The sequence below is a fragment of the Peptoniphilus indolicus genome (assembly GCF_900454665.1).
Classification (GTDB): Bacteria; Bacillota; Clostridia; order Tissierellales; family Peptoniphilaceae; genus Peptoniphilus; species Peptoniphilus indolicus.
Genome location: NZ_UGTH01000001.1, coordinates 1,886,078 through 1,898,960, shown reverse-complemented (window position 1 = coordinate 1,898,960; position 12,883 = coordinate 1,886,078). Strand labels below are relative to the sequence as shown.

Annotated in this window: 15 protein-coding genes; all 15 read right to left on the bottom strand. The window is 29.3% G+C overall.

Features of this window, described 5'->3' with window-relative positions; translation table 11 throughout:
- Position 1 precedes the first annotated feature (1 nt).
- The 15 genes from cmk to xseA all read right to left on the bottom strand — a co-directional run bounded on the left by cmk (position 2) and on the right by xseA (position 12,829).
- The gene (gene cmk, locus DYE58_RS09170; RefSeq protein ID WP_004823064.1) at positions 2-628 is read right to left on the bottom strand and encodes a (d)CMP kinase; all 627 of its coding nucleotides are present in this window, start codon (positions 626-628) and stop codon (positions 2-4) included.
- Positions 629-773: 145 nt separating this feature from the next.
- Positions 774-1,967: a BaiN/RdsA family NAD(P)/FAD-dependent oxidoreductase gene (locus DYE58_RS09165; RefSeq protein ID WP_004823062.1), complete on the bottom strand. Its 1,194-nt coding sequence runs from the start codon at positions 1,965-1,967 to the stop codon at positions 774-776.
- Positions 1,967-2,548, bottom strand: a complete 582-nt coding sequence (gene mnmM, locus DYE58_RS09160) for a tRNA 5-(aminomethyl)-2-thiouridylate-methyltransferase MnmM (protein WP_306424732.1) — start codon at positions 2,546-2,548, stop codon at positions 1,967-1,969. Before mnmM ends, DYE58_RS09165 begins: the two co-directional genes overlap by 1 nt.
- Positions 2,521-3,231, bottom strand: coding sequence for a pseudouridine synthase (locus DYE58_RS09155; protein WP_115312230.1), 711 nt, complete (start codon positions 3,229-3,231; stop codon positions 2,521-2,523). Before DYE58_RS09155 ends, mnmM begins: the two co-directional genes overlap by 28 nt.
- A complete protein-coding gene (gene scpB, locus DYE58_RS09150) occupies positions 3,228-3,773 on the bottom strand; it encodes an SMC-Scp complex subunit ScpB (RefSeq protein WP_004823054.1) in 546 nt (181 codons plus the stop codon). The genes DYE58_RS09155 and scpB overlap by 4 nt, the downstream gene beginning before the upstream one ends.
- Positions 3,763-4,503 carry a segregation and condensation protein A gene (locus DYE58_RS09145; protein WP_115312229.1) on the bottom strand — a complete coding sequence of 247 codons (741 nt, stop codon included), beginning with the start codon at positions 4,501-4,503 and terminating at the stop codon, positions 3,763-3,765. Before DYE58_RS09145 ends, scpB begins: the two co-directional genes overlap by 11 nt.
- Positions 4,500-5,111, bottom strand: coding sequence for a site-2 protease family protein (locus DYE58_RS09140; RefSeq protein ID WP_004823047.1), 612 nt, complete (start codon positions 5,109-5,111; stop codon positions 4,500-4,502). Before DYE58_RS09140 ends, DYE58_RS09145 begins: the two co-directional genes overlap by 4 nt.
- Complete coding sequence (locus DYE58_RS09135; protein WP_004823045.1) at positions 5,101-6,408, bottom strand: pyrimidine-nucleoside phosphorylase; 1,308 nt, start codon at positions 6,406-6,408, stop codon at positions 5,101-5,103. Before DYE58_RS09135 ends, DYE58_RS09140 begins: the two co-directional genes overlap by 11 nt.
- A complete protein-coding gene (locus DYE58_RS09130; protein WP_004823044.1) occupies positions 6,408-7,205 on the bottom strand; it encodes a purine-nucleoside phosphorylase in 798 nt (265 codons plus the stop codon). Before DYE58_RS09130 ends, DYE58_RS09135 begins: the two co-directional genes overlap by 1 nt.
- Positions 7,198-7,743 carry an NUDIX hydrolase gene (locus DYE58_RS09125; protein WP_004823042.1) on the bottom strand — a complete coding sequence of 182 codons (546 nt, stop codon included), beginning with the start codon at positions 7,741-7,743 and terminating at the stop codon, positions 7,198-7,200. Before DYE58_RS09125 ends, DYE58_RS09130 begins: the two co-directional genes overlap by 8 nt.
- The gene (gene recN / locus DYE58_RS09120) at positions 7,736-9,403 is read right to left on the bottom strand and encodes a DNA repair protein RecN (protein ID WP_040553096.1); all 1,668 of its coding nucleotides are present in this window, start codon (positions 9,401-9,403) and stop codon (positions 7,736-7,738) included. The genes DYE58_RS09125 and recN overlap by 8 nt, the downstream gene beginning before the upstream one ends.
- A gap of 1 nt (position 9,404) precedes the next feature.
- Positions 9,405-10,187 (bottom strand): TlyA family RNA methyltransferase, encoded by a 783-nt coding sequence (locus DYE58_RS09115; protein WP_004823039.1) that lies wholly within the window; start codon positions 10,185-10,187, stop codon positions 9,405-9,407.
- The gene (locus DYE58_RS09110) at positions 10,187-11,047 is read right to left on the bottom strand and encodes a polyprenyl synthetase family protein (RefSeq protein WP_004823037.1); all 861 of its coding nucleotides are present in this window, start codon (positions 11,045-11,047) and stop codon (positions 10,187-10,189) included. The genes DYE58_RS09115 and DYE58_RS09110 overlap by 1 nt, the downstream gene beginning before the upstream one ends.
- Positions 11,047-11,265, bottom strand: a complete 219-nt coding sequence (gene xseB, locus DYE58_RS09105; protein WP_004823035.1) for an exodeoxyribonuclease VII small subunit — start codon at positions 11,263-11,265, stop codon at positions 11,047-11,049. Before xseB ends, DYE58_RS09110 begins: the two co-directional genes overlap by 1 nt.
- A 1-nt stretch (position 11,266) precedes the next feature.
- Positions 11,267-12,829 carry an exodeoxyribonuclease VII large subunit gene (gene xseA, locus DYE58_RS09100; protein WP_115312228.1) on the bottom strand — a complete coding sequence of 521 codons (1,563 nt, stop codon included), beginning with the start codon at positions 12,827-12,829 and terminating at the stop codon, positions 11,267-11,269.
- Positions 12,830-12,883 lie beyond the last annotated feature (54 nt).

The following is a 12,883-nucleotide window of genomic DNA, read 5'->3' as shown; positions in this document are numbered from 1 at the left end:
TTTAACCTCTTACAATGTTAAACATTTTTTCAAGAGTTTCTTCCAAAGTTAAATCTGCACTATCTATAAATATTGCTCCTTCAGCCATAACTAAAGGTGAATTTTCTCTATTCATATCGTTAAAATCTCTATCTCTTAAATCACTTAAAACTTTATCAAACTCAACATCTTCACCCTTTTCCAAGAGTTGCTTATATCTTCTTTTAGCTCTTATATCAACTCCTGCATCTAAGTAGAATTTGTAATTTGCATTAGGTAACACAACTGTACCTATATCTCTTCCTTCCATCACTACAGAACGTTTTTGAGATATTTCTCTTTGTTTTTGTACTAAAAATTCTCTAACTTTTAAATCCTTAGATATATTCGATGCAAGCTTAGAAATTTCCTCCGAACGAATTTTATCAGATACATCTTCTCCATTTAAAAATACTTTATTATCACGATAATCTATCTCTATATCATATAAAAATCCATCTGGTTCACAACCAGTTTTTTTTGAATATAATGCTATAGCTCTATACATAGCGCCTGTGTCAACATAAGTTATATCGAGTTTATCAGCCAATAATTTTGCTATTGTACTTTTACCACTTCCACTAGGTCCATCAATTGCAACTGAATACATATTTCCTCCATAAAAAAATCACTGCTTACGCAGCGATCTAAAAACTTATTCTTTTCAACACAGTTATAGCTCTCAAGATACACTTCGTATTATTTCATTATAACTTAAAAGTTTAAATTAAACAATACATTTTATCATGAGTTGTCTATATTTTAGAAGCATTAATTCCTGCAAGATAACCTGTTGAATTTGCAAGTTGCAAATTATATCCACCAGTCATAGCATCTATATCTATAGTTTCTCCCGCAAAGTACAAGCTTTTTACTAACTTTGACTCCATTGTGGATGAATCGATTTCTCTAGTATCAACTCCTCCACTTGTCACTATGGAAGCATTTATATCCATAATTGATTTATATTCTAAATTTAGATTTTTAATTGTTTTCACAAGATTATGTCTATCTTGTTTTGATATCTCATTCACCTTTTTGTAATAAGGTATGTTTGCATATTTTAAAATTAAGTCTATCAACTTTTTAGGCAATAAATTTTTTAAAGCATTGGCAATGTCTTTATTTTTAAATTCCTCAAAATCTTTTAAAATTCTTTTATCTAAAGTTTGCGTGTCTAGTGCAGGTTTTAAGTCCAAAAATAATTTAATATTATTTTTTCGATTTATTAAGCTCGACATTCTCAGAACAATAGGCCCTGAAATTCCGTTGTGCGTAAACAACATTTCTCCAAATTCAGAACTTATTTTTTTATTACCTGAAAAGGCATTCAACTCTACATTTTTTAAGCCTAGACCAGATAAATCACTACAATCTATATTTAATAATATAGGAGCTAGCGCTGGTTTCAAGTCCACTATTTTATGCCCAAAGCTTTTAGCAAATTTATATCCATCTCCAGTCGAACCAGTTGTCCTATATGAAACACCTCCACAAGCTACTATAACTTTATCAAATGTTTCCCCATCAACTTCAAATTTCTCATCTATTTTATTTATCTTGTGTACTTCTGTATTAAGTCGTATTTCCACATTATTATCTTTTAACATCTTTTCGTATGTTTTAATAACATCAGAAGATTTATCTGATTCTGGAAAAACTCTATCTCCTCTTTCAACCTTGAGTTTAAGCCCATATGATTCAAATTTTTTAATTACACTTTCATTACTAAAAGTATAAAGAGCAGAGTATAAAAATTTAGGATTTCTGTTTATGCTATCAAAAAATTCAGAGATATCTTTTGCATTTGTTAAATTACATCTTCCCTTTCCAGTTATAAATAATTTTTTGCCAAGTTTTTCATTTTTTTCAAACAAAACAACTTCACATTCACAAACAGAAGCTGCCATCATACCCGCAGCTCCAGCTCCTATCACTGCAACTCTCATTAAATAACTCCTATTTTATAAACTATAGGTGGATTATTTACTTGATTAAAGAATTCTATTTTTTCCACTTTATACTTTTTTTGGTCTAGATTTTTTAAAAATTTACTTAACTTTTCTCTCTCTTCAGTTGAGCCTTGATGCCCTAGATATGAAACTACAACAATAATTCCCTCTTTAGAAATCTTATTAATTGCTTCTCTCAAAGAAATAATTGTACTTTCAGCTTTTGTGAAAATTGACTTATCTGATTTAGGTAAATATCCCAAATTATATATTATAAAGTCTAACTTTTCTTCTATTCTCTCAAAAACATATTCATGAGAAATTTTATATAATCTATAATTTTGATATCCTTTAGAACACAATAAATTTTCCGTTGAATTTATAGCTTCTTCTTGAATATCACAAGCATATAAAAATCCATTACTGCCTAAATTTTGGATTAATTTTAATGAGTCATTCCCTCTTCCGCAAGTAGCATCAAGTGCAAATTTTCCATCTAAATTTATTTCTTTTAAGATATCATCAACTACGTCTGAAAATTTTGAATTTACTAACATTTCATCAACTCTTTTAGACACTTAACTTCATCTTCTTCTAATCTTCTGTAATTTCCTATTCTCAAATCACCCAATTCCAAATTGCCTATTTTTATTCTCTTTAACTTTTTAACTGGATGTCCTATTTTTTCACACATTATTTTTACTTCGTGATTTTTGCCTTCATGTATTTTAATTTCTAATATACTATCACTTTCAAATCGCTTTAAAACTTTTACTTTTGCTGGAGAAAATTTTTCTTTTCCAACTTTTATTCCAACTCTTAACATATCTAATTCAGTTTTGTTTGGAGTTCCTTCTACAGTAGCAATATATGTTTTTTCGACTACATTTGATGGGTGCATTAGTTTATTAGTCAATTCTCCATCGTCAGTCAATATAAGTAACCCCGTTGTATCAATATCAAGCCTACCTACCGGATATAATCTCTCGCTAGATTCAATTAAATCTACAACTGTAATACGTTTTTTTTCATCTGAAACAGTTGAAACTACCCCCATAGGTTTATTTAAAATATAATAAGAATGCTCTTTTATAATTTTTAGTCTTTTTGAGTCAAGATATACTCTATCTTTAGCAGTCACTATTTTGCCCATTTCAGTTACTACTTCATCATTCACTTTTACTCTTCCTTGAGCAATTAATTCTTCGCATTTTCTTCTAGATGCCACACCACTATGCGCCATAAATTTTTGTAATCTCAATCTCGTTCCTCCAAAAAATTAGTCTCATATGATTCATTATCAATAATTGGTAAATCTTCCAAACTCTTTAATCCAAATTTCAATAAAAAATCATCTGTTGTTTCATATATATTAGGTTTGCCTATTTTTTGAAGCTGACCAGTTATTGCGATCAAATTCAAATCTACCAAATTCTTTAAACTTGTATCACATTTTACTCCACGGATTTCTTCTATTTCAATTTTTGTAATAGGCTGTTTGTATGCAACTATTGAAAGTACTTCTAACGACGCTCCCGATAAGCTTTTTATGTTCTTTTTAGTTACAAATTCATTAACATAATCATAGTTTTCAGGTTTTGTAGACAATGTATATGCTCCGTTGATATCCGTTAATCTCAAACCACTATTCTTATCTGTATACTTATCTTTTAAAAAATTTATTGCAGCTAATATATTAGTGTCTGATGTTTTAACAGCTTGAGCTAGTTCTTTAATAGACACTGGCTCTGCCCAAGCAAATAAAATACTTTCTATAATCCCACTTAAACTTTCAATTTCCATAATTCAGTTCACTTTCTTCAGACTTAAGTAATACTTTTATATCTGTTAAATCTTCATTTTGACTCAACGTTAAAATTTGCAACTTACACATTTCAAGCAGAGCTAAAAAATATGAAACTATCTCTTCTCTCATAGCAAATTCAGTGAGCAATTCAGAAAAATAAAATTCTAAATTTAACTTTAATTTTTTATTTATAACATCCATACATTTTTTTACTGAAAATCTTTCCATTGGTATTATACGAATATCCTCATCTTTACCATATCTTTTTAATATATTGTTAAATGTTATTGCCAACTTATTTGCATCAACTTCTTTTAAAAAACTTAGGTCATCTAAATATGAAAAATCCTCTTTAAGTTTAAAAAAAGATTTCATTTCATATTTTTCTTGCTCCATTAATATCTCAGTAACTTTTTTAAAACGCTCATATTCTAAAAGTTTTTGAACCAATTCATCTCTTGGGTCCTCTTCATTTTCTTCATCCTCTTTTTGTGTTTGTTTAGGAAGAAGCATCTTTGATTTTATTTCCAATAAAGTACTCGCCATTACAATGAAATCACTCGTTAATTCTAAGTTCAATTCTTCAACAGCTTTTATATACTCTAAAAATTGAGACGTAATAAGGTTTATTTCTATATCGTATATATCTAACTCATTCTTTTTTACCAAGTCTAAAATTAAATCATACGGTCCATTATATACTTCAAGCTCTATATTATAGTTCATATCATCAACCCAAAAGTAATAAATTTATCTAATATCAGCTGTATAACAGGAAATATAATTGAATTTATAAATCCCGAGAAAATTCCTATAATTAATAAAATATAAATGTATCGTTCATTAGCTAATATAAAATCTTGAATATCATCAGGAAAAAAAGACATAATTATTTTAGAACCGTCAAGCGGTGGTAGCGGAACTAAATTAAATACTCCCAACATGACGTTGTACCACATTATCTCCCTAAAAAATATTGCTACCGTTTCATTTGTATATGCAAATTTAACGAATACAACAGCTGCAATTAAACCTATTATAAAATTTGTTACAACTCCGGCTATCGAAACAACAAATAGACCCAATCTTCTGTTTCTAAATTCTCTTACATTTATCGGAACTGCTTTAGCCCAACCGACTCTAAACAATACCATAAATAATAATCCCATAGGATCGATATGATTTATGGGATTAAAAGATAGTCTTCCGTTTCTTTTGGCTGTATCATCTCCAAAAGCAAGGGCTGCAAGACCATGTGCAAATTCATGTGGAATTATTGCAACAAGTAATGCAACAATTCTTACTAAATACACAAATACAATATTATTGTTCATGTTTTATCACTTTCAAAATTAGTTGATCTTTTTCAACTTTATTATCACTAAATTTAAATGCTTTTAAAATTTGTTCTTTAATTTCTTCAACATTATCTTTCTTAGTGTATAGAGTAGCTATTAATTCTCCTTTAGAAACTTTATCTCCTATTTTTTTATTTAATAAAATTCCAGCTCCTAAATCTAATTCACTTTCTTTTGTCTCTCTTCCAGCCCCTAAATTTTTAGAAGCTTCACCTATTCCAAGAGCATCTATACCTTGAACATAACCATCTACTTCAGAGAATAATTCAAACATTGGAGATAGGTCAAATTTATCTACATTTTCAACGTAACTAACGTCTCCACCTTGAAGTGCTACAAATTCTTTAAATTTTTCATAAGCTTTTCCTGATGATATTTTTTCTTCTAAAACTTTTCTTGCCTCTTCTTCAGTTTGTGAATGACCCGAAACTAATAAAAGCTTTTCTGCAAGTTCCATAGATAATTCATAAAGATCTTCTGGGCCTTGTCCTTTTAATGTATTTATAGCTTCTATTACTTCCAAGCTATTTCCAACAGCTCTACCCAAAGGTTGATTCATATTAGTAATTACAGCTTGTGTATTTTTACCAGCTTTTTCTCCTAAGCTTACCATCATTTCAGATAATTCCACTGCGTCTTCTACAGTTTTCATAAAAGCTCCTGACCCAACTTTTACATCTAAAACTAGGCAGTCAGCTCCAACAGCTATTTTTTTACTCATTATGGAACTTGAAATTAGACTCACATTATTTACTGTAGCAGTAGTATCTCTAAGAGCATAAATTTTCTTATCAGCTGGAGTTACATCTGTTGTCTGCCCACATATTGCTAATTTTATTTTATTTGTGTTGTCTATGAACTCTTCTATTCCCAAATCTATGCTTAATCCTGGAATAGACTCTAATTTATCTAAAGTTCCACCTGTATGACCAAGTCCTCTTCCACTCATCTTTGCAAATGGAATTCCACAACTTGCAACTAGAGGTCCTAACACTAAAGTAGTTGTATCTCCAACACCTCCTGTTGAGTGTTTATCAACTTTCTTACCTTCTATTTTAGTCAAATCTATAGTGTCGCCTGATTCTATCATTGATTTAGTCAAATTAAACGTTTCATCAACGTCCATTCCCTTCAAGCAAATTGCCATCAAAAGAGCTGAAACTTGATAGTCCGGAATACTTCCATTAGTGTATCCATCTACAATATATTTAATTTCTTCAGGAGTAAGTTTTAATCCATTTTTTTTCTTTTCTATAATTTCATAAGTATTCATTACATCACCCTTATAATTTCTTGAACTAATTTTTTAAAATCTTCCTTAATTGTATTTGAAACTTCTATAACCTCTTTGTGGTCTAATGGTCGGTCTAAAATTCCAGCAGCCATATTAGTAATACAAGATATACCTAAAACTTCTATACCCCTATGTCTTGCAACGATAACTTCAGGTACAGTACTCATACCAGCTGTATCAGCTCCTATTGTTCTGGCAAATATAATTTCAGCTGGTGTCTCATAAGTTGGCCCAGTAAAGTACATATAAACACCTTCTTGTAGTTTTATATTCATTTCTTTAGCTACTTTTTTAGATAATTCCATAAGCCTTTTTGAATAAGTATATGTCATATCTAAAAATCTTGGCCCTTTATCGTCATTTGGTCCTATAAGTGGATTTTGACCTGAGAAATTAATATGGTCTCTTATAAGCATTAAATCTCCAGGTTTAAAATTTGTATTTATACCACCACAAGCGTTTGTAACTATTAGAGTTTTTATACCTAATTCACTCATAACCTTTATAGGGTATACAACATTATCCATACCCTGGCCTTCATAAAAATGAATTCTACCTTGCATAGCTACAACATTTTTACCCTTTACTTTTCCAAATATCAAACTGCCTTCATGACCTACTACTGTTGACTTAGGGAACTCAGGTATATCCTTATATGGAATAACCATTTTTTCTTCAATTGTCTCACCAAAATCTCCAAGTCCTGAACCTAATATAACTCCTATTTCAGGTTCAATATTAGTTACACTTTTAATGTACTCTATTGATTTATTCATTATCCTTTCTCCTAAATTCTTTATAATATAATATAGATGCTATTGTTTTTGCATCATTTATTTCACATCTGTCTAACATTTTTAAAACATCTTCAAATTTTATTTTTTCAACATCTATAAATTCATACAAATCTAAATTTTGCTCACCTAATTTTAAACCTGTAGCTAAAAATACATGTATTTTTTCTGTACAAAATCCTGGACTTGTATAAAATTCACTTAAATATTGAATATCTGATGCAGTGTATCCTGTTTCTTCTGTAAGTTCACGCATAGCTGCATCTTTTGGCAATTCTCCTATTTCTATAAGGCCTGCAGGAACCTCGTATATTTCCTTTTCTATCGCCTTTCTATATTGTTTAATTATCAAAACTTCGTCATCTTCTGTTATCGCAACTATGCTAACAGCTGCTGAATGTTCAACAATTTCCCTTTTAGAATATTTTTTATTTGGTAATTCAACTGTATCAACCTTTAAACTCAATATTTTACCATCGTAAATTTTATCCGTCTTTATCGTAATCTCAGTATTATCCATCTATTTCTCCTTTTGAAATAAGTTCACGAGCAGCCTTGAGTGCTATATCTGTTATTTCCATTCCACCTATAAGACGTGCTAACTCATAAATTCTCTCTTCATCATTTAGTATTCTTACAGTTGAAATTGTATTTGTTTTGTTTGATGTCTTCTCTATCAAATAATGATTGTCAGCTAAAGCCACTATCTGTTGTAAATGTGATATAGCTATAATTTGTCTATCTTTAGATAATTTTTTTATTTTCTTACCCACTAACATAGCCGTCTTACCACTTATACCCGTATCTATTTCATCAAATATCAAAGTTCGTATATTATCTCTTTGAGCAAGTATTGATTTAAAACCTAACATAATTCTGCTCATTTCTCCACCTGATGCAGTTTTTGACAAAGGTTTAAAATCCTCTCCAATGTTTGTCTTTATCATAAATTCAAGTCTATCTATTCCATCTTTGGACAACTCTCTTGTAGTAAAATCAACTCTGAATTCAGCATTATTTATCGATAATTCTATCAATTCATCTTTAACTCGAGATTCTAAAATTTTTGCAGATTTTTTTCTGTTTTCAGAAATTAAAACAGCTAACTCGGTAGCTTTTTTTTCTGTTTCCATTATTTCAGATTCTATTCTTCTTAAGTTTGCTTCAAAATTTTCTAAAAATTCCATTCTATCTTTTACATCATTGTGGAATTTTTTTATTTCAGCTACAGTTCTGCCATATTTCTTTTTTAAACTATTCACTAAGTCTAATCTATTTTCTAAATAGGCAAATTTCTCAGGGTCTAAATCAATTCTTTGCACATAAATATCTAATCTGTCAGCCAAATCTCTAATTCTATATCTTAAATCTTCACTCTCTCTGTAATCACTTTCAATAGAATTATCAAATTTGTACACATGAGATAAAGAAGATACTACTTCATCAATTAATTTTTGTATAGATACTTCATCATAGTTTTTTAAAATTAAACTAGCTTTAGAAAGTTCATTTATTATATCAGTTGAATTGTCTAATTTTTTAAATTCTTCTTCTAATTCTTCATCATCATATTCTGTTAAATTTGCATCTTCTATCTCTTGAAATTGATAATTTAAAAGATCAATTTCTCTTTCTCTGTTGTTTTCTAATGATAACTTTTCTTTTAATTCTTTTTGTAGACGTTTCAAATTTTCAAATTCTACGCCGAATTCTTCTATCAGTTTTTCTTGTTTTTTCCCTCCAAAGATATCTAAGAGCTCTCTTTGGTTTTCATTCACCATTAAAGACATACTTTCATGTTGTGCAAATATATCTATTAACTTTGATGTCAATTTTATAACGGTATTGTTATTTACAGTTCTTCCATTTATTTTTGAAATCGCAGGTCTGTCTAATTTTATTTCTTTAGAAATAATTATGAGTTCTCCTGATTCAAAATCAAGTTCTTCTATTTCATCTAATGGCTCATAACAGGTAAAGATCGCTTCAACATAAGCATAATCTTTACCCTTTTTTATTACCTCCTTATTTGTTCTCTGACCAAGCACCATGGATAGAGCATCTATTATAATTGACTTACCTGAACCAGTTTCGCCTGTAAGTACATTCAAGCCTTTTCCAAACTCTATTCTAATATCTTCTATTATTGCAAAATTTTTAATACTCAGCTCAAGTAACATATCATTCAACCTCTTTAACAACATCGTCAACACTAAACGAAATACTTTGCTCGGATGATTTTTCTAAATAAATTAGAAACTCTTTATTCCCAGTAGTACCCCTAATTGGCGAAGCAGTTATACCCTTTATTCTAAAATTTAAAGTTTTAGTAATTTCTATGACTTTCTCAATTACTTCTTTATGTACTTTGATATCTTTTACTATACCTTTTTTCCCAACCTTATCTTTTCCAGCTTCAAATTGAGGCTTTATAAGTGCAACTACTTCTCCAACATCTTTCAAAACTTTATAGACATTTGGTAGTATTAAATCTAGTGAAATAAAACTGACGTCAATACTTACAAAATCAACTTTTTCAATAGAATTGACATCAAAAGTTCTAAAGTTAGTTTTTTCCATACTGACAACTCGTTCATCTACTCTTAATTTGTAGTCCAGTTGGTTAGTGCCAACATCTATCGCATAGACTTTTTTTGCTCCATTTAAAAGCATACAATGAGTAAATCCGCCAGTAGAAGCACCTATATCTGCACAAATGGAGTCTTTAAGGTCAATATCATATAGCTCTATAGCCTTTTCTAATTTAAACCCACCTCTGCTAACATATTTTATTCCTTTGGACTTGACATATATTTCAGAGTCTTCATCAACTAATTGACCAGGTTTTTCAACTCTCTGAGTCTTTATAAAAACCTCTCCGCTCATTATTAATCTTTTAGCTTTTTCTCTCGATTCTGCCCCACCAGTTTCGTAAAGTAGAATATCAGCTCTTACTTTAGCCATTAGTAATTCCTTTTTATTAAACTTTTAGTTAGTTCTTCTAATTCTTCAGTGTTATATTTTAACTTTTCAAGAGCTAACATTGCCTTTTTACTATACTCATCTACTCTTTCTTCAAGATCTTTATCACTAATGTAATTTAATATAGTACTATTTTCTTTTTCAATATCATCTTTTGCATCTAATAAGTCATCTCTCATCTGATACGCCATACCTAAGCAATTTGCAAATTCTTCAAATTCTGCTATTTCATCATCACTAGCTCCTGCAAGTATTGCGCTAGAAACTACCGCTGCTCTTATAAGAGCAGCCGTCTTTAACTTATACATAGTTTCACATACTTCTAGATTACAGACCTCAGAAAATCCTAAATCTATTACCTGTCCACCCACCATTCCATGAACGCCAGAAGCCGTAAACATATACCTCATTGCTCTTAAAGCACGTTTTAATTCACTTAAATCTTCAATACTCTCTAATTCTCTTGTTAGAACTTCAATAGCCATATTTAGTAAACCATCTCCAGCCAAAATAGCTATTGCTTCTGTAAATACTTTGTGGTTAGTAGGCTTTCCCCTTCTAATATCATCATCATCCATTGAAGGTAAATCATCATGTATTAAAGAATATGTGTGAATCATTTCAATTGCAGTTGCAAATGGTAAAATTTTTGTATAATCTTCGCCAACTATAGCCCTATAAACCATCACAGACATTAAAGGCCTTATCCTTTTACCGCCTGATGAAAGTGAATATAGCATTGACTCATAAACCTTTTTTTGATATTCGTCAATAGAAGTAAAATACTTAAATATATGATTTTCTATTATTTTTATATCTTCACTGTAATCTCTTGCTGTCATTATTGCCTCTCAAAATCCTTCTCCACTATATCATTTCCTTCTTGCATTAAAACTTTTACTCTGCCTTCATATTCATCTAATTTGCTCAAACAGAATTTATAAAGCTTTAATCCTTCCTCATATTTATTTATAGAATCTTCCAATGTGATATCTCTGGATTCCAACTCTGATATTATAGTTTGTAGCTTTTGAAATGCACTTTCATAACTTTCATTCATACTATTTCTCCTCTATGTTAAATATCTTAGATTTAACCGTTCCATCTTTAAAGTTTATACTCATAATCTGATTATTTTTAACCTGTTTTATACTAGTTATTATCTTACCTTTGTTGTCTAATACATAAATATTCGAAAATTTAGTACTTCTTAAATTTTCTCCATTTTTTAAAACTTCATTTTTAATCTTATTTAATTTAGCTTCAATTCTCAAATTTACTTGATCTTTAGACTTATCTAAAAATTTCTTGTTATATTCAATACTACTTAACAAAAATTTTTTCTTATTTATTAAATCTAAATTAAGTATATTTTTTCTCTCATATCTAAGTTTCGAATAAATTATACTATCTATTCTAGATTTTAAATAATTTAACTTATATTGTTCATCATAGATACAAGTTTTTATTCTATGATTTGAAAAATATCTATTTATTAATTTTAATTCATTTTTTCTAGCTTTAAATATATCTAATTTTAAAATACTACTTAAAGATAGCCACTCTCTTTTTTTATCAAAATAAACTTTATCTAATTTTTTATTTAAAGAAATTAAACTTTCATTCAATTCATCTTTAGTTTTATTAATATTTGGAATGTTAGAATTTAATATTCTTTTGATGAAGTTTACTTCTCTTCTTTCAAAATTGCATCTTTCATTACATTTCCCAAATAAATAAATTTTTTCTTGCAATAAATTAGATTTATTCTGTTCTATCTTTTCTAAAATATTATTTTTTATAATATTAAAACTTAAATCTAAATGTTGCTTCAATTCATCCTTAGACAAAGATATTATTTCAGCTGCTGAAGATGGTGTTGGAGCTCTAAAATCAGCTACAAAATCACTTATTACATAGTCTATTTCATGTCCTACTGCTGATATTACAATTTTACTCATTGAATGTATATACCTAGCTATTCCCTCATCATTAAAAGCAACTAAATCCTCATAAGAACCTCCGCCTCTACCAACTATTACCACATCTACATCAGAATGTTCAAAATATTTTAATCCTTCCATGATGTTTTGAACAGCTCCATCACCTTGTACCAATGTTGGAAATAATATAATATCAATCGCTGAGTTTCTTCTTTTAATTACATTTATTATATCTTGTATTGCAGCTCCTGTCTTGGAAGTTACAACCCCCACCTTTTGAGGAAAAGCCTTTAACCTTTTGTCCGATTTTACAAATAATCCTTCCGCTTCTAGCTTTTCTTTAAGCCTTTCATAAGCCTCTTTTATATTTCCACTACCTTTTGAGCGAAGTTTTCTTATAAAAAAAGTTACAGAGGCATCCTTCTCAAATATTGCAACTGCACCACCAGCTATAACAGAATCACCTTCAAAAGGCTCATACTCCAAGTTTTCAACATCTGTATAATATACAACAGCTCTAATAGATGAAGTTTCATCTTTTAAAGTTAAATAGTAGTTGCCATTTGAGTGCTTAGTTAGATTAGACACTTCACCTTCTACATCTATATTAGAGAGGAGATAGTCCATAGCCACATATTTTTTTATATATTTATTTAATTCTCTGACCTTTATAGCTTTCATACTCACCACAAATTAAAAAGAAAAACTAATTTTATTTATATTATTTTGTACAAC